Source organism: Nocardia sp. NPDC049935, from assembly GCF_055586645.1.
This window is the reverse complement of sequence record NZ_JBVJHV010000002.1, coordinates 522,848-538,283: the sequence shown is the minus strand read 5'-3', so window position 1 is coordinate 538,283 and position 15,436 is coordinate 522,848. Positions and strand designations below refer to the sequence as shown.

General features: G+C 68.7%; 14 protein-coding genes. 3 read left to right on the top strand and 11 right to left on the bottom strand.

The annotated features are described in order from the left end of the window. The first annotated feature begins 374 nt into the window (after nt 1–374). A complete protein-coding gene (locus tag ACZ6SF_RS10710; RefSeq protein ID WP_466061819.1) occupies nt 375–1,157 on the top strand; it encodes a TrmH family RNA methyltransferase in 783 nt (260 codons plus the stop codon). A 21-nt stretch (nt 1,158–1,178) separates the two neighbouring features. Here the strand turns inward: ACZ6SF_RS10710 and ACZ6SF_RS10705 are convergent, their stop codons facing one another. The 7 genes from ACZ6SF_RS10705 to clpB form a co-directional block, all read right to left on the bottom strand. Continuing rightward, the gene (locus ACZ6SF_RS10705; protein ID WP_466061818.1) at nt 1,179–1,493 is read right to left on the bottom strand and encodes a DUF4190 domain-containing protein; all 315 of its coding nucleotides are present in this window, start codon (nt 1,491–1,493) and stop codon (nt 1,179–1,181) included. A 67-nt stretch (nt 1,494–1,560) separates the two neighbouring features. Continuing rightward, nucleotides 1,561–2,250 carry a lysoplasmalogenase family protein gene (locus ACZ6SF_RS10700; protein ID WP_466061817.1) on the bottom strand — a complete coding sequence of 230 codons (690 nt, stop codon included), beginning with the start codon at nt 2,248–2,250 and terminating at the stop codon, nt 1,561–1,563. 1 nt (nt 2,251) lies between these two features. After that, on the bottom strand, nt 2,252–3,310 hold the full coding sequence (locus tag ACZ6SF_RS10695) for a beta-ketoacyl-ACP synthase 3 (protein ID WP_466061816.1): 1,059 nt from the start codon (nt 3,308–3,310) through the stop codon (nt 2,252–2,254). An 84-nt stretch (nt 3,311–3,394) separates the two neighbouring features. Beyond that, a complete protein-coding gene (pyrE, locus tag ACZ6SF_RS10690) occupies nt 3,395–3,943 on the bottom strand; it encodes an orotate phosphoribosyltransferase (protein ID WP_466061815.1) in 549 nt (182 codons plus the stop codon). Nucleotides 3,944–4,087: 144 nt separating this feature from the next. After that, nucleotides 4,088–5,128, bottom strand: coding sequence for a hypothetical protein (locus ACZ6SF_RS10685; RefSeq protein ID WP_466061814.1), 1,041 nt, complete (start codon nt 5,126–5,128; stop codon nt 4,088–4,090). A gap of 68 nt (nt 5,129–5,196) precedes the next feature. Continuing rightward, complete coding sequence (locus tag ACZ6SF_RS10680; protein ID WP_466061813.1) at nt 5,197–6,003, bottom strand: DUF5666 domain-containing protein; 807 nt, start codon at nt 6,001–6,003, stop codon at nt 5,197–5,199. Nucleotides 6,004–6,036: 33 nt separating this feature from the next. Next, nucleotides 6,037–8,640, bottom strand: coding sequence for an ATP-dependent chaperone ClpB (gene clpB / locus ACZ6SF_RS10675; protein ID WP_466061812.1), 2,604 nt, complete (start codon nt 8,638–8,640; stop codon nt 6,037–6,039). A gap of 323 nt (nt 8,641–8,963) precedes the next feature. Between clpB and ACZ6SF_RS10670 the strand changes: the two genes are divergently transcribed. After that, entirely contained in the window at nt 8,964–10,121 is a 1,158-nt protein-coding gene (locus ACZ6SF_RS10670; protein WP_466061811.1) for a globin domain-containing protein, read from the top strand. Between the two features lie 48 nt (nt 10,122–10,169). After that, nucleotides 10,170–10,949 (top strand): FAD-binding oxidoreductase, encoded by a 780-nt coding sequence (locus ACZ6SF_RS10665; protein ID WP_466061809.1) that lies wholly within the window; start codon nt 10,170–10,172, stop codon nt 10,947–10,949. Nucleotides 10,950–11,022: 73 nt separating this feature from the next. Here ACZ6SF_RS10665 and ACZ6SF_RS10660 read toward each other — a convergent pair whose 3' ends face one another. Genes ACZ6SF_RS10660 through dnaK form a run of 4 tightly spaced genes read right to left on the bottom strand, consistent with a single transcriptional unit; the run spans nt 11,023 to nt 15,199 of the window. Beyond that, nucleotides 11,023–11,436 carry a heat shock protein transcriptional repressor HspR gene (locus tag ACZ6SF_RS10660; protein WP_466061808.1) on the bottom strand — a complete coding sequence of 138 codons (414 nt, stop codon included), beginning with the start codon at nt 11,434–11,436 and terminating at the stop codon, nt 11,023–11,025. After that, nucleotides 11,436–12,608: a molecular chaperone DnaJ gene (gene dnaJ, locus ACZ6SF_RS10655; protein ID WP_466061807.1), complete on the bottom strand. Its 1,173-nt coding sequence runs from the start codon at nt 12,606–12,608 to the stop codon at nt 11,436–11,438. Before dnaJ ends, ACZ6SF_RS10660 begins: the two co-directional genes overlap by 1 nt. 27 nt (nt 12,609–12,635) lie before the next feature. Next, on the bottom strand, nt 12,636–13,355 hold the full coding sequence (gene grpE, locus ACZ6SF_RS10650) for a nucleotide exchange factor GrpE (protein WP_466061806.1): 720 nt from the start codon (nt 13,353–13,355) through the stop codon (nt 12,636–12,638). Further along, entirely contained in the window at nt 13,352–15,199 is a 1,848-nt protein-coding gene (gene dnaK / locus ACZ6SF_RS10645; RefSeq protein ID WP_357426932.1) for a molecular chaperone DnaK, read from the bottom strand. Before dnaK ends, grpE begins: the two co-directional genes overlap by 4 nt. Between the last annotated feature and the right edge of the window lie 237 nt (nt 15,200–15,436).

Sequence of the window (15,436 nt, the reverse complement as noted above, 5' to 3'; positions counted from 1 at the left end):
GTTGCCCAGCCGCCTGCGCTGTTGCCCGGCCGAACGCCGGGGAACATCGAGATCGTCGCTGGGCGGGGTCATGCAACCCATATTGCCAGGAGAATCGGAATTCACGCCGCTCAATTGTTACCGAGTCGAAGCGCAACCGTTCGGGTACGCGCTTTATCCCTCGGGACCACGGCTGATTGCGGCCGGACAGCGCCGGCGCAGAACCCGGTCGGCCGTCAAGCGGGGTTAACATATCGGCCGGGGGCTGGCCGCTCCGCCTGTCGGTATCGAGACCGTTCGCGCCTCCGATCGCGGTAACCGCAATCGGCACAACGGTATTCGATCGGACCAGACCGACCCGCCGGTGCCCGGCCCGCCCGCACTACGATCATGCCGTGACCAATCCTGCGCCAACGGCCGGCCCCGAACCCGCCCCGAGTCCGGAGCCGGCGTCCGCGGGCGCCGGCGGAGAAGCGGACGCGGAACCCGCGGAATCCGGCGACGAGGACGATCCGGCCGGTCGCCACGAACCCGGCCCCACCGAATGGGGCGAACACCCGCACGGTGTCGGACCCTGGGTGACCGAACACGGCGGCCCCCCGCCCGACGACGACCGGTTCGACCCGGAACTGCTGGCCGAGGGCGACCGCCGCAATGTCGTCGACGCCTACCGCTACTGGACCCGCGAGGCGATCGTCGCCGATATCGACCGCCGCCGGCACCCCTTCCACATCGCCATCGAGAACTTCGGGCACGACGCGAATATCGGCACCGTGGTGCGCACCGCGAATGCCTTCGCCGCGGGTGCGGTGCATATCGTCGGCCGGCGCCGCTGGAACCGCCGGGGCGCCATGGTCACCGACCGCTACCAGCACATCACCCATCATCCGGATATCGAGGCCCTGCTCGACTTCACCCGCGCCGAGGACCTCTCCGTGGTCGCCGTGGACAACGTCCCGGGGTCGGTACCGCTGGAGACCGTCCGGCTGCCGCGCCGCTGCCTGCTGCTGTTCGGCCAGGAGGGTCCGGGCGTCACCGAAAGCGCCCGCGACGCCGCGGTACTCACCGTTTCCATCGCCCAGTTCGGATCCACCCGCAGTATCAACGCGGGCGTCGCGGCGGGGATCGCCATGCACACCTGGATCCGCCAGCACGCCGATCTGACCACGGCCTGGTGACCGGACCGGTACTCGGGGGCGTCAGACCGCGCTCGACGTACCGAACAGGACGATGACGAACACGATGTAGGCGACGATCGCGAGAACTCCCAGGATCACGAACACCGAGCCGATGATCCCGCAGATGTAGCCCACCATCACATTGCTCCGGCCGCCGATGGCGCCGCCGGAGGCGTCGATCTCGTTGAGCGCCCGCTTGCCCATCACCCACGCGAACGGCGCGCACAGCTGGCAGAACACCAAGCCGACGATGCCGAGGATCAGCACCAGCGTGGCCTGCGGATGCTCGGGCGGCGGCCCGTAGGCGGGATAGCCGTACGGCGGCGGGTAGCTCATGTGTGGATAGTAGCGGCCCCACGACAACGGCCACGAGCGAAAATCCGGCCGGGACAGGGCGGCCGGGCTAACGACGGGTGTGCGCGCCCGGGTCGGTGAGCAGGTACTGGGCCGCCCCGTAGGTCGCCAGGATGGTGCCCTCCAGCACCCGCCGCGACCGCTCACCCCGCGCGAACAGCCGGCGCAACACGATGAGACCGTCCGATACCGTGAACAGCAGGGCGCCCAGGCCGAGCCGGCTGCGCGGATCGGCATCCGGGATGTTCAGCCCCGCAACAGTCTTCGCGCCGGGGGCGAGCGCGGGATCGGAGGCGAGCACCGCGGCGGTGCCCAGCGTCGCACCGTAGGCGCCCAGTGGCACGGCCAGTACCGGGGCCTTGGCCCGCAGCAGTGCCGCGGCCCCCGCCCAGGCCAGCACCCGGGGCAGCGCCACTTCCGGCCGCGGCCGGGCCCCGCGCCGCCACCAGAGGGTGGCGTAACCGGTCTGCATCACCGCGAACGAGGAGGCGCCGGCGATGAGCCGGCGGTCGTCGTCCGGGTCGATCAGCAGGATATCGCCCACGGTGGCCGCGCCCAGCGAACCCAGCAGCAGGGTTCGCTCGGACGGATCGATATCGGCGCCGCCGGTCGCGATATCGGCGGCCAGCAGCGGCATCATCAGCGGTTTGGCCACCCACTGCAGCCGTTCACGCCCGGTGAGCGCGCCCAGTACGGTAACCGCCGTCGCGGCCAGGAAACCCGCGCGCAGGGGCCGCATCTCAGAGACTCGACTCGTCGGGAGCGGGCGGCAGGGTCACCACCTGGCCCGCGTAGCTGAGCCCGGCGCCGAAGCCGAGCAGCAACGCCAGCTGCCCGCCCTTGGCCTTGCCGGTCGCCAGCATCTCCTCCATGGCCAGTGGGATGGAGGCAGCCGAGGTGTTACCGGTGTTCTCGATATCGCCGGCCATCGGGATATCGTCGGCCAGCCCGAGGTTCTTCTTCATCAGCTCGTTGATCCGCGCGTTGGCCTGGTGCGGAATGAAGACCTCGATATCGTCCTTCGACACCCCGGCCATATCGAGCGCGGTGGACAGCGCCCGGGGCAGGGTGACCGCCGCCCAGCGGAACACCCGCGGTCCCTCCATCCGCAGCGCCATCCGGCCGACCGGCTCCACGGCCGGATCGGTGCCCTGCAGGTCCTGGGCGCGCTGCATGTAGTCGATGAAGTTGACGTCCTGTTTGATGGCCTCGGCGTTCTCGCCGTCGCTGCCCCAGACCGTCGGCGAGATCCCGTTCTCCTCGCTCGGCCCGAGCACCACCGCACCCGCGCCGTCACCGAAGATGAAGGCGGTGCCGCGATCGGTCGGGTCGATCCCGATGGTCATCGTCTCGGCCCCGATGAGCAGGACATATTCGGCCGAACCGGCCCGGATCATATCGGCGCCGACACCGAGGCCGTAGCCGAACCCACCGCATCCGGAGGTGAGGTCGAAGGCGGGGATACCGTTCATCCCGAGGTCGCTGGCGACGATCGGGGCGCCGTGCGGGGTGAGCATGGGCCAGCTCGAGGTGGCCAGGATCAGCGCGCCGATCTTCTCCGGATCCACCCCGCTGTTGCGCAGTGCCCGACGGCCGGCGGCCACCGAGATGGAGCGCAGCGATTCGTCACCGCTGATCCAGCGCCGGTTGCGGATACCGCTGCGCTCGAAGATCCACTCGTCGGTGGAGTCGAGAACCTCGCACACCTCGGCGTTGCTGACCACGCGCTGCGGCCGGTAGGCACCGATACCGAGCATTGCGACGTTGTCGTGCCCCTGTTTGCCGGCAATGCTCACCACGACATTCACGACCCTTCGATTCGCAGTACTGACGGATCCTCAGGCTAACGGAGGGCGACCCGAGGTTGAACAGCCCGTCATACTTCAGCCCAGCGCCAGATCCCGCAGGCCCAGAATCGAACGGTACTCCAGACCCTCGTCCGCGATGACCCGATCCGCGCCGGTTCCCCGGTCGACCACGGTGGCCACCCCGACCACGGTCGCGCCCACGTCACGCAGGGCGCGCACGGCGGTCAGCGGGGAGTTGCCGGTGGTGGTGGTGTCCTCGACGACCAGCACCCGTTTGCCCACCACGTCGGGGCCCTCGATCTGGCGTTGCATGCCATGGGTTTTCGCGGCCTTGCGCACGACGAAGGCGTTGATCGGGCGGCCGGGGGCGTGCATCACGGCCAGCGCGACGGGGTCGGCGCCCATGGTGAGCCCGCCTACCGAATCGAATTCCCAGTCGGCGACGAGTTCCCGCAACAGCGTGCCGATCAGCGGCCCGGCCCGATGATGCAGAGTCGCCCGGCGCAGGTCGACGTAGTAGTCGGCCTCCTTACCCGAGGACAGTGTCACCTTGCCGTGCACGACGGCTAACTCGCGCACCAGCCCGGCCAAGACGTCCCGGTCGGTCGTTGCCTGGTCGATCATCGGTGTCCTTCCGCCTGCGTAGGCGAGTCGCGGCAAGTTCGGGTCCGGCGCACGATTCGGCGCCCACCGAGTGAGGATACGGGGGCCGCTCGGAGGGAGTTACCGCAGGTGGCTGTATCTATCGACCGGCCGGGGGCCGCGTGGTCACCGGGGCACCGGCCCCTGGTACGGCCGGAATCCGGGGTGGAAGGGACCGCCCGGCGGACGGGAGCCGTTATCGTCCTCGGCGCCCTCGCGACGCTCCGGATCGCCGGGCCCGGCCGGGCGCGGCGGCGGATCGCTGGGCGCGGACCGGCTCACCGGTCGGGCATCGGGGACCACGGCCAGGCTCGGCCGGCGCGGCGGGGTGTCGTCGCCGGGCTCGGGACCGCGGCGGTCGCGGTCCTGCTCCGGGTCCTCCTGCCGGTATCGGACGTTCGGGGCGGGGTGCTCGTAGCGACCGCCGGGTTCGTCCTGGTAGTCGTCGAAATCGTCGTAGTCGTCGAACTCCCGGTCCGGGCCCCGGTCGTCGCGGTCGTCCGGACGGACCCGGCCCCGCGGATGCGCGCCGGGCTCGCGCTCGTCGAGCGGCGGCTCGGTGACCGGCGGCAGCACATGCAGCAGGCCGGAAAGCCGCAGCACCGCGTCGATACCGGTCTCCCAGTCCTTGGCCGCGGTGCCGACGGGCAGCATGCCCAGGGTCCAGTTGCCCTCGCTCCACAGCATCTGCACCGTATCGGCCAGCGATTCGATGAACGCGACCATCCGCTGATCCACCGCGTGCCGCGCGATTTCGGGATTGGTCGCGAACACCACCCGGTCGCCGATGGCGCCGAGCAGTTCCAGATCGGCGTCCTTGGGCGGATTCATGGTCTTGAGCCGCATATCGACGTCGATATCCGAGCCGATCTGGCGGCGCACCGCGACCAGCGTCGCCGAATCCTCCAGATCGAGCAGAACGAACTTCTCGCCCTTGCGGATACCGGTCACCACGTCGACCGCGGTCAGGTAGCCGAGCTTGGCCAGCGCACCGCGCCGCCAGGTCGACGCAAGCGCCGGTTCCACCGACACATAGGTGTATCCCTGGGCTTTCGCCCACACCTGGCGCGCGTGACCGGTGCGCTGCCGCTGCCGCCGGTCGAAGTAGAGCAGCACGAAGGCACCCGCGAGGGTGATCGCCGCCAGCCCGAACCACATTGCCGTCATCGTCGCCTAGCCTATCGACCCGCCCGGCGTAATGCCGGGCACCCACACTGCGTGCCGCCGATTTCTCTTCATCGCCCGCCTCCTTCGAGTGCGGTACTGATGATGACCTCGGCCTGAATCGAGCCGTCCGGGCCCTTCTGCCCCTGCACGATCACGAGATCTCCGGTGGGCAGCGCCTCGACGGTACTGCCCGCCAGCGAGATCACCTGGGTACTCGCGCTGGTGTGCACAGTGACCTCGGCACCGGCCAGGGTGCTCAAGGTCAGTGTCCCACCCGAATTGGCGCTGATGGTGCCCATCGTGGTGCCGCCCGCTTCCGGGTCGCCGGTATCGGGCATATCCGGGAGCCCGGGCAGACTGGGCAGTGCGGGCGCGGATTCCTCCGGCCCGCCGGGGATCTCACGGCCCAGAGTGCGGGTCGTGCTGGTGGTATCGCTCGCGGTCGATCCGGAATCGTCGCGGCCGGAAAGCATTCCCACCGCGATTCCCGCGAGCGCGACCGCAACGAGGGCGGCCAGCCCGAGCGCCACCCACATCCCCGTCCGCTTCGGCGGCCGGGGTGGTTCGCCGGGCGGACCGGGTGGCGGGCCACCGGGCGGTCCGTAGGAACCCGGCGGCCCGTACCCCTGCTGCCCCTGCCCGGCCCACTGGTTCGGGTAGGCGTAACTGTCGTAGGTCGGCATCTCCCGGGTCGGGTTGGGGCCGGGCCCCCACCCGCCGTAGGGGTCGGTGCCCGGGTAGGCCGTCGTCGGTTCCCCGTAGCCCGCGTTGTCGCCGGTGGGCAGCTTCTCGGTCGCCGATTCGCCCGGCTGACCCAGGTGCTGGGTCGGATCGTCGTCCGGCCGCCTCGCCCAGGGATCGTTCGGGTTGGTCATGCCATCCAGACTAAGCCGAACGGATCCCGGCCGTCAGGAGCCCACCTGCCCGTCCGAGCCCACCCGCGCCGCGGCGCGGGTCTCGCCTCCCACCACCAGCCGGTCGCCGTCGGCGGAGACGCCCACCTCGACCGTGTCGCCGTCGACGATCTTGCCGGCCAGCAGTTCCTTGGCCAGGGTGTCGCCGATCGCCTGCTGGATCAGGCGCCGCAGCGGCCGGGCGCCGTACACCGGGTCGTAGCCGCGTACCGCCAGCCAGAACCGGGCCGAATCGCTGACGTCCAGCGTGAGCCGCCGCTGCGCCAGCCGGCGCTGCAGCTGATCGAGCTGGATATCCACCACGTGCGCGAGCTGGTCCTCGTCCAGGGCGTCGAACATCACCACATCGTCGAGACGGTTCAGGAACTCGGGTTTGAAGGCGGCGCGGACCGCGTTCATCACGAACTCCGGATCGCCCCCGGCGCCGAGGTTCGAGGTCAGGATGAGGATGGTGTTGCGGAAGTCCACCGTCCGGCCCTGGCCGTCGGTCAGCCTGCCCTCGTCCAGGACGGCGAGCAGGATATCGAAGACATCGGGATGCGCCTTCTCGATCTCGTCGAACAGCACCACCGTGTAGGGCCTGCGCCGCACGGCCTCGGTGAGCTGGCCGCCCTGGTCGTAGCCGACGTATCCGGGCGGTGCGCCGACCAGGCGCGCGACCGCGTGCTTCTCGCTGTACTCGCTCATATCGATGCGGACCATCGCCCGTTCGTCGTCGAACAGGAAATCGGCCAGCGCCTTGGCCAGCTCCGTCTTACCCACGCCCGTGGGACCGACGAACAGGAACGAACCGGTGGGACGGTTCGGATCCGCGACCCCGGCGCGGGCGCGCCGCACGGCATCGGATACCGCTTTCACCGCGGCATTCTGCCCGACCACCCGGCGGCCCAGTTCGTCTTCCATCCGCAGCAGCTTCTCGGTCTCGCCCTCGAGCAGACGGCCCACCGGGATATGCGTCCAAGCCGAGATCACCTCGGCGATATCGTCCGGGCCGACCTCCTCCTTGAGCATCACCTCACCGTCGGCCGCGGCGCCGGACGCCCGCTCGGCCTCGGCGAGTTCCTTCTCCAGCGCCGGGATGCGCCCGTAGCGCAGCTCGGCGGCCTTGCCCAGGTCACCGTCGCGTTCGGCGCGCTCGGATTCCCCGCGCAGACCCTCGAGCTGCTCCTTGAGCGTGCGGACCTGGTCGATCGCGGTCTTCTCGTTCTGCCACCGGGTGGTGAGCTGGTTGAGCTTCTCCCGGTCGTCGGCGAGTTCGGCGCGCAGTTTCTCCAGCCGCTGTTCGGACGCCTCGTCGGTCTCCTTGGCGAGGGCCACCTCTTCGATCTCGAGCCGGCGCACCGCGCGCTCGACCTCGTCGATCTCCACCGGTCGCGAGTCGATCTCCATCCGCAGCCGTGACGCCGATTCGTCCACCAGGTCGATGGCCTTGTCGGGCAGGAACCGGGAGGTGATGTAGCGGTCGGAGAGCGTGGCCGCGGCGACCAGCGCGGAGTCGGTGATCCGCACACCGTGGTGCACTTCGTAGCGCTCCTTGATACCGCGCAGGATCCCGACGGTGTCCTCGACCGTGGGTTCGCCCACCAGTACCTGCTGGAAGCGGCGTTCCAGAGCCGCGTCCTTCTCGATATGCCGGCGGTACTCCTCGAGCGTCGTCGCGCCGACGAGCCGAAGTTCGCCGCGGGCCAGCATCGGTTTGATCATATTGCCGGCGTCCATCGCCGATTCGCCGGTCGCGCCGGCGCCGACGATGGTGTGCAGTTCGTCGATGAAGGTGATGATCTGCCCGGCGCTGGACTTGATCTCCTCCAGTACGGCCTTGAGCCGTTCCTCGAACTCGCCGCGGTATTTCGCGCCCGCCACCATGGCGCCCAGATCGAGCGAGACGACGGTCTTACCGCGCAGCGATTCCGGCACATCACCCGCGATGATGCGCTGGGCCAGGCCCTCGACGATCGCGGTCTTACCGACGCCCGGCTCACCGATGAGCACCGGGTTGTTCTTGGTGCGCCGGGACAGCACCTGCACGACGCGGCGGATCTCGGTATCGCGCCCGATCACCGGGTCGAGTTTGCCGGCGCGCGCGGCGTCGGTGAGATCGGTGGAGTACTTCTCCAGCGCCTGATAGCTGCCCTCGGGGTCGGGGCTGGAGACACGGGTGTTGCCGCGTACCGCGGTGAACGCCTCTCGTAGCGCGGCGGCGCTCGCGCCGTATTTCTGCAACAGCATCGTGATGTCGGTATCGCCCTCGGCGAGGCCGACCATCACATGCTCGGTGGAGACGTATTCGTCACCGAGTTCGGTGGCCAGATGCTGCGCCGCGGTGATCGCGGCCAGGGCCTCCCGCCCGAGTTGCGGGGTGGTGGTGGCGCCGGACGCGCGCGGCAGCCGGTCGACGATGTCCTGGGCCTCGCGCCGTACGGTCGCCGGATCTGTGCCCACTGCCTTCAGCAGCGGACCGGCGATTCCGTCGGTCTGGTCCAGCAGCGCCACCAGCAGATGCGCCGGCCGGATCTCGGGGTTTCCGGCGGCCGAGGCGGCCTGCAGCGCGGCGGTCAGCGCGGCCTGGGTCTTGGTGGTGGGGTTGAACGAGTCCACGAAGCACCTTCCTGCTAGTCGATATCTCCTCCGGCAACCGCACCCGCATCCGGGGACTCGTGCCGTTCTGCCCGTTTCAACGTCCGAAAGGTTGAGTCTGTTCCGCTCAAGTTTGAGATTTTTCCGGATCCGCCCGCATGCTCCGGTAACCAGAAAAATGCCGGACCACGGCGCGCGATACCCGCGAACAAGATCACTCAAACCCGGTACTGGTATTTCACATCCACCATCATCACAATTTTCGGGGATACTGGTCCAGGGAAGGACCGCCGGTAACGGCTGGGTCACTTCGGGCAGATATCAGGGAAAGGAAGCTCCACGCCGTGGATGCGCGTTCGGCAGCGCTGGTCCGCGCCAATTTCCAGTCGGTGCTCGACACTCCGGCTGGACCCGAGCGGTTGGTCAGCGCGTTTTACAGTCACCTGTTCGCGGAGGACCCGCGGCTGCGAGAACTGTTTCCTCCGGCGATGGAGATGCAGGCGAAACGACTGGTCACCGCGATCCAGTACATGCTCGACCATCTGGAGGACTGGGACCGTGCGCAGAAGTTCCTCGAACAGCTCGCCCGCGATCACCGCAAGTACGGCGTCGAGGCCGCGCACTACGATCAGGCCGGGCCCGCGCTCTACGCCGCCTTCCAGAACTACAACGGCCGCTACTGGACCAGAGAACTCGCCGAGGGCTGGCGAGACGTCTGCCTGCTGATCTCGGCCGCCATGGCGATCGGCGCCAATTCCGACGACGCCCCGCCCTACTGGGAGGCCACCGTCGTCGGCCACCGGCACGTCCTCGACGATCTGGCCATCGTCCGGCTGCAGTCCGACGATCCGATTCCCTACCTGGCCGGGCAGTACGTCCCGGTCTCGGTACCGCAGCGCCCGCGGATGTGGCGCTACCTGTCCCCGGCGATCCCGTCGAACCCGTACGGCGAGATCGAATTCCACGTCCGCAAGGTCCGCGGCGGCTGGGTGAGCCCGTCCATCGTCGGCGAGACCAAGGTCGGCGACCGGTGGCTCATCGGCGGTCCGCTGGGCGGCCTCCAGGTGGATCCGGACCGCGGCAGCGATGTGCTCATGATCGGCTCGGGCACCGGGGTCGCCCCGCTGCGGGCCCAGCTGATCGAGATGGGCCGGCGCGGTATCAATCCGCGGGTGCACTTCTTCATCGGCGGCGTCTACCCGTGCGACCTCTACGACGTCGAGAACATGTGGCAGCTCTCGCAGAGCAACCCGTGGCTCACCGTGGTCCCGGTCTGCGAACACAAGACCAACCCCTGGTGGTACCCGCACCCCACCGAGGACGCGCCCTACGGAATGCACCGCCGGCTCGTCGGCAACCTCGGCGCCGTGGTCGCCAGCTTCGGCGCATGGGAGGATCGGCAGATCCAGATCGCCGGTTCGGCGACGATGATCGCCGACACCCGGCGCGCGCTGCTCGCGGTGGGCACGCCGGAAGAGATCATCAGCACCGACCCGGTGTGATCCGGTGCCCCACCGAACACCAGGCCCCGAAAGGGTTGAGGCCCGCGTATGACCAACGACCCCCGCCTGTCCCACGACCGGCCCCGGCAGGCGTATTGGATGGCCGATGTCGTCGAACACCACCGGCTGCGCCACGATACGGCGGTGATCCGGCTGATCGGCGATTACGTGCCCTTCACCGCGGGGCAGTCCGTCCAGGTCGAGGTCCCGCAGTTCCCGGGGATGCGGCGCCGGTTCTCCCCCGCCCTGCCGCCCTCGATGGACGGCAAGATGGAATTCCACGTCCGCACGGTCGCGGGCGGCTGGTGCAGCGGCGGGATCGTCGCCGATACCGCGGTCGGCGACCGGTGGAAACTCTCCGAACCCCAGGGCATGTTCACCATCGACCCCGACGGTGAGGAGGTGGTCCTGATCGCCGGCGGCACCGGCCTGGCGCCGCTGCGCTCCCAGATCCTGGAACTGGCCCGGCATCCCGCACCACCCACCACCTACCTCTTCTTCGGCGGTTTCTCCCCTCGCGACCTGTACGCCGCCGATATGCTCGTGCTGCTCGGCCACAGCCTGCCCTGGCTCACCGTGGTCCCGGTCGTGGAACGCCTCGAAGATCCGTCCTGGCCCGACCAGTGGCACGAAAGCCACCGGGTCGACATCGGATTCGACGAGGACGACCTCATCCAGGGCACCCTCGCCGACGTCGTCGGCTCCTACGGTTCCTTCAACCGCCATCAGGTGCTGGTCTGCGGTTCCCCGGCCATGACCCGCTCCACGGTCGAACGCCTCCTCGATACCGGCACCCCACCCGAACGCATCCAATTCGAAGGCGCCTGAGGGGAATCGCCGGACGAAGGAAACCCCGTGGAAGACTCCACGGGGTTTCCCTCGAGACAGCGGGTGGGCCCGGCTACCGTCGCCGGTTGCGGGGCTGCCAGACGACCAGGGCGGTATTGCGCTGGGGCGGGATCAGTTCCGGACGGTAGTCCGGCCGGCTGCGTTCCCGCTCCAGAGCCGCGGAGAGCTCCACCACCTGCTGCTGGAGTTCGGACACCTGGTTGGTGAGTTCGATGATCCGTTTGATGCCGGCCAGATTGACGCCTTCGTCCTGGGACAACCGCTGCACTTCGCGCAGAAGTTCCACGTCCCGTTCCGAATAGCGCCGGCCACCACCCGAAGTGCGCTGCGGAGTGACCAGACCCAGCCGGTCGTAGGTACGCAACGTCTGCGCGTGCATACCGGCCAGCTGAGCGGCCACCGAGATCACGAAATACTCGGCTCGCGCAGCACCACCCTCGGGTGTCCGCTTCGGATCAGTGGACATCACGCACCTGCCCATCCAGCTCTCGGATCGAAGCCGCTGGCCTTCTCCGCCTCCTGCAGCGCGCGCATGGCGGCCACGGCGTCGTCGTCCAGCTTCGGCGGCACGGCGACCTTCACGGTGACCAGCAGATCACCGGCTCCGCCACCACGTTTGGGAACCCCGCGGCCACGCACCCGCAGGATGCGGCCGTCCGCGGTGCCCGGTGGCACCTTCACGCCGACCCGGCCCTCCAGAGTGGGCACCGATACGGTCGTGCCGAGCACCAATTCACTGTAACTGACCGGTAGCGCCAGCGTGAGGTCATCGCCGGCCCGGCCGAAGACCTTGTCCTGGCCGACGCGCACCGTGACGAACAGGTCGCCCGAGGGCGCGCCCCGCAGCCCGGCCTCGCCCTGCCCGGCCAGGCGGATGCGCTGACCGTCGGAGATCCCCGGTGGAATCCGGACATTGATGGTGCGGGTGCGGTTCTGGATACCGCTGCCCTGGCAGTCCACGCACGGATCGTCGATGATCGATCCGGTCCCGCGGCAGTCGTCGCAGGGTTCGCTGAACCCGAACGCGCCCTGGTTGCGGCTCACCACACCGCTGCCGTTGCAGATCGGGCAGACCCGCGGGCTGGTGCCCGGTTTGGCGCCGCTGCCGTGGCAGGTGGTGCAGGGAGACGGGCTGGTCAGGTGCAACGGCACGGTGACGCCCTTGGCCGCCTCGCGGAAACCGAGGGTCGTCTCCGCCTCCACATCGGCGCCCCGGCGCGGCCGCTGACCGGTCCGCGTGGTGCCGCCGCCCCGGTTGAACAGACCGCCGAAGAGATCGCCGAGTCCGCCGTCGGCACCGGCGCCGGCGCCCTGCCCGAAGAGATCGCCCAGATCGAAGCTCTGGGAGAACCCGCCACCGCCGCCGGGGGTGAAGCCGCCGCCCCGGCCGTACCCGCCGCCGGAGAACAAGCGGCGGGTCTCGTCGTATTCGGAGCGTTTGGCCGGATCCGACAGCACGGTATGGGCCTCGCTGACGGCCTTGAACCGTTCTTCGGCCTGGGCGTCACCCGGATTGGCGTCCGGGTGCAGATCACGGGCGAGCTTGCGGTACGCCTTCTTGATCTCGTCGGTGGAGGCGTTGGAGGAGACGCCCAGCTCCTTGTAGAAGTCCTTTTCGATCCACTCCCGCTGGCTCACCGAGCGTCTCCTCCTCTCGCACTATCGTCAATTACCGGAGCCGGCATCAGCATCCGATGCCTCCACCCCGGCGGTCGCTGCCGCGGTGCCGGGGTCCGGCGCGGTATCTCCCACACCGTCGGTGACCCCGACCAGCGCGTGCCGCAGCACCCGCTCTCCGAAGCGGTAACCCTTGCGCATCACCACGCCGATCACCGGATCGTGCCCGGCGCCCTCGTGCTGAACGGCCTCGTGCAGATTCGGGTCGAAGGGTTCGCCTTCGGATCCGAACTCCTCGAGTCCCTGTTTGCGCAGCGCCTCGGACAATTTGTCGGCCACCGACCGCAGCGGGCCGGTCTCCAGATCACCGTGGGCGCGGGCACGGTCCAGATCGTCGAGCACACCGAGCAGTTCGGTGACGACGGCCGCCTTCGCGTTGTCGATCGCGGTTTTGCGATCCCGTTCGACCCGGCGCCGGTAGTTGGTGTACTCCGCCGTCAGACGCTGCAGATCGGCGGTCCGCTCGGCGAGTTCGTCCTTCGCACCGGCCGGGGCCCCGGCGGACGCCGCCGCGGTGGCGTCGTCCTCGAGCCCGGCCTGTGGAGCCTGCGGGGCGACGGGTTCCTCGCCCCCGGCCGGAGCGGCGCCGTTGGCCGCCCCGGCCTGCTCGCGGACCTCACCGGTTTCCGGATCGATCTTGCGCTTGTCGACGAATTCCACCGGCTCCGGGGAATCTCCCGTGTTCCCTGCGTTTCCCGTATTCGTCACTTCTTCTCCGTGTCGACCGGATCGTCCACGACCTCGGCGTCGACCACTTGGTCGTCACCGGAGTCCGCGGCGGCACCGTTACCGGACGCCGCGCCCTCCTGCGCCTGGGCCTCGTAGATCGCCTGACCGAGTGCCTGGGATTCGGTGGCCAGCTTCTCCACCGCGGCCTTCACCGCGGCGGTGTCGGTGCCCTTGAGCGCCTCGTTGGCCTCCGCGATCGCGGCCTCGACCTTGGTCTTCACATCGGCCGGGACCTTGTCCTCGTTGTCGGCGATGAACTTCTCGGTCTGGTGTACCAGCGATTCGGCCTGGTTGCGGGTCTCGGCCTCCTCACGGCGCGCCTTGTCCTCGGCGGCGTGCGCCTCGGCGTCCTTGACCATCCGGTCGATCTCTTCCTTGGACAGACCGGAGCCGTCCTGGATCTTGATCGTGTTCTCTTTACCGGTGCCCTTGTCCTTGGCGGTCACGTGCACGATGCCGTTGGCGTCGATATCGAAGGTGACCTCGATCTGCGGCACACCGCGCGGCGCCGGCGGGATACCGGTCAGCTCGAAGGAGCCGAGCAGTTTGTTGTGCGCGGCGATCTCGCGCTCACCCTGGAACACCTGGATCTGCACCGACGGCTGGTTGTCGTTGGCCGTGGTGAAGGTCTCCGAGCGCTTGGTCGGGATGGTGGTGTTGCGCTCGATGAGGTTGGTCATCACGCCGCCCTTGGTCTCGATACCCAGCGACAGCGGGGTCACATCGAGCAGCAGGACGTCCTTGACCTCACCCTTGAGCACACCGGCCTGCAGGGCGGCGCCGACGGCGACGACCTCGTCCGGGTTCACGCCCTTGTTGGGCTCCTTGCCGCCGGTCAGTTCCTTGACCAGTTCGGAGACCGCGGGCATCCGGGTGGAGCCGCCGACGAGGACGACATGGTCGATATCGGCGACCTTGATCCCGGCGTCCTTGACCACGGACTGGAACGGCGCGCGGGTGCGGTCGAGCAGGTCCGAGGTGATCTTCTGGAACTCCGAGCGGGTGAGCTGCTCGTCGAGGAACAGCGGGTTCTTCTCCGCGTCGACGGTGATGTAGGGCAGGTTGATCGAGGTGCTCTGCGAGGAGCTCAGTTCGATCTTGGCCTTCTCGGCGGCCTCACGCAGCCGCTGCATCGCCATCTTGTCCTTGGTCAGGTCGATACCCGAGCTCGACTTGAACTTGTCGACCAGCCACTGCACGACCCGCTCGTCCCAGTCGTCACCACCGAGGTGGTTGTCACCGGAGGTGGCGCGGACCTCGACGACGCCTTCGCCGATTTCCAGCAGCGAGACGTCGAAGGTGCCGCCACCGAGGTCGAAGACCAGGATGGTCTGTTCCTTGTCACCCTTGTCCAGGCCGTAGGCCAGCGCGGCCGCGGTGGGCTCGTTGACGATGCGCAGGACGTTCAGTCCGGCGATCTGCCCGGCCTCCTTGGTGGCCTGACGCTGGGCGTCCTCGAAGTAGGCGGGGACGGTGATCACCGCGTCGGTGATCTCCTCACCCAGATAGGACTCGGCGTCGCGCTTCAGCTTCATCAGCGTGCGCGCGCTGATCTCCTGCGAGGTGTACTTCTTGTCGTCGATCTCCACGGTCCAGTCGGTGCCGATATGGCGTTTCACCGAACGGATCGTGCGGTCGACGTTGGTCACGGCCTGGTTCTTGGCCGGCTGCCCGACCAGTACCTCGCCGTTCTTCGCGAACGCGACGACAGAGGGCGTAGTGCGCGAACCCTCGGAGTTGGCGACGACGACCGGCTCACCACCTTCGAGAACGGCGACGACCGAGTTCGTGGTCCCGAGGTCGATTCCGACCGCACGAGCCATTTGTTCCTCCTCATTTTTTCCGACTGCTTGTGTCTGTACGGGCCTGTTCGCCCACGTACCCCGGCTCCGGGGAGCCGGCGTTCCGGGCCGGCCCCAGGCACGGCGTAGAGCACGGTCCCAGCAATACTGAGCGTGGTCGGCTCAATCCTGCCCGCCGCCCGGCGAGCCGTCAAGTCAAACTTGAGCCGAGTTCACTCAACATTGTCGAAAAGCTCAACCCCGGGCTCCGGCGAACTA

Excerpts from the sequence above, each read along its gene's own strand:
- ACZ6SF_RS10705 (WP_466061818.1), bottom strand. The coding sequence starts at position 1,493 with ATGAGCTACCCGCCGCCGTACGGCTATCCCGCCTACGGGCCGCCGCCC.
- ACZ6SF_RS10700 (WP_466061817.1), bottom strand. The coding sequence starts at position 2,250 with ATGCGGCCCCTGCGCGCGGGTTTCCTGGCCGCGACGGCGGTTACCGTA.
- pyrE (WP_466061815.1), bottom strand. The coding sequence starts at position 3,943 with ATGATCGACCAGGCAACGACCGACCGGGACGTCTTGGCCGGGCTGGTG.
- ACZ6SF_RS10685 (WP_466061814.1), bottom strand. The coding sequence starts at position 5,128 with ATGACGGCAATGTGGTTCGGGCTGGCGGCGATCACCCTCGCGGGTGCC.
- ACZ6SF_RS10680 (WP_466061813.1), bottom strand. The coding sequence starts at position 6,003 with ATGACCAACCCGAACGATCCCTGGGCGAGGCGGCCGGACGACGATCCG.
- ACZ6SF_RS10665 (WP_466061809.1), top strand. The coding sequence starts at position 10,170 with ATGACCAACGACCCCCGCCTGTCCCACGACCGGCCCCGGCAGGCGTAT.
- ACZ6SF_RS10660 (WP_466061808.1), bottom strand. The coding sequence starts at position 11,436 with ATGTCCACTGATCCGAAGCGGACACCCGAGGGTGGTGCTGCGCGAGCC.
- dnaK (WP_357426932.1), bottom strand. The coding sequence starts at position 15,199 with ATGGCTCGTGCGGTCGGAATCGACCTCGGGACCACGAACTCGGTCGTC.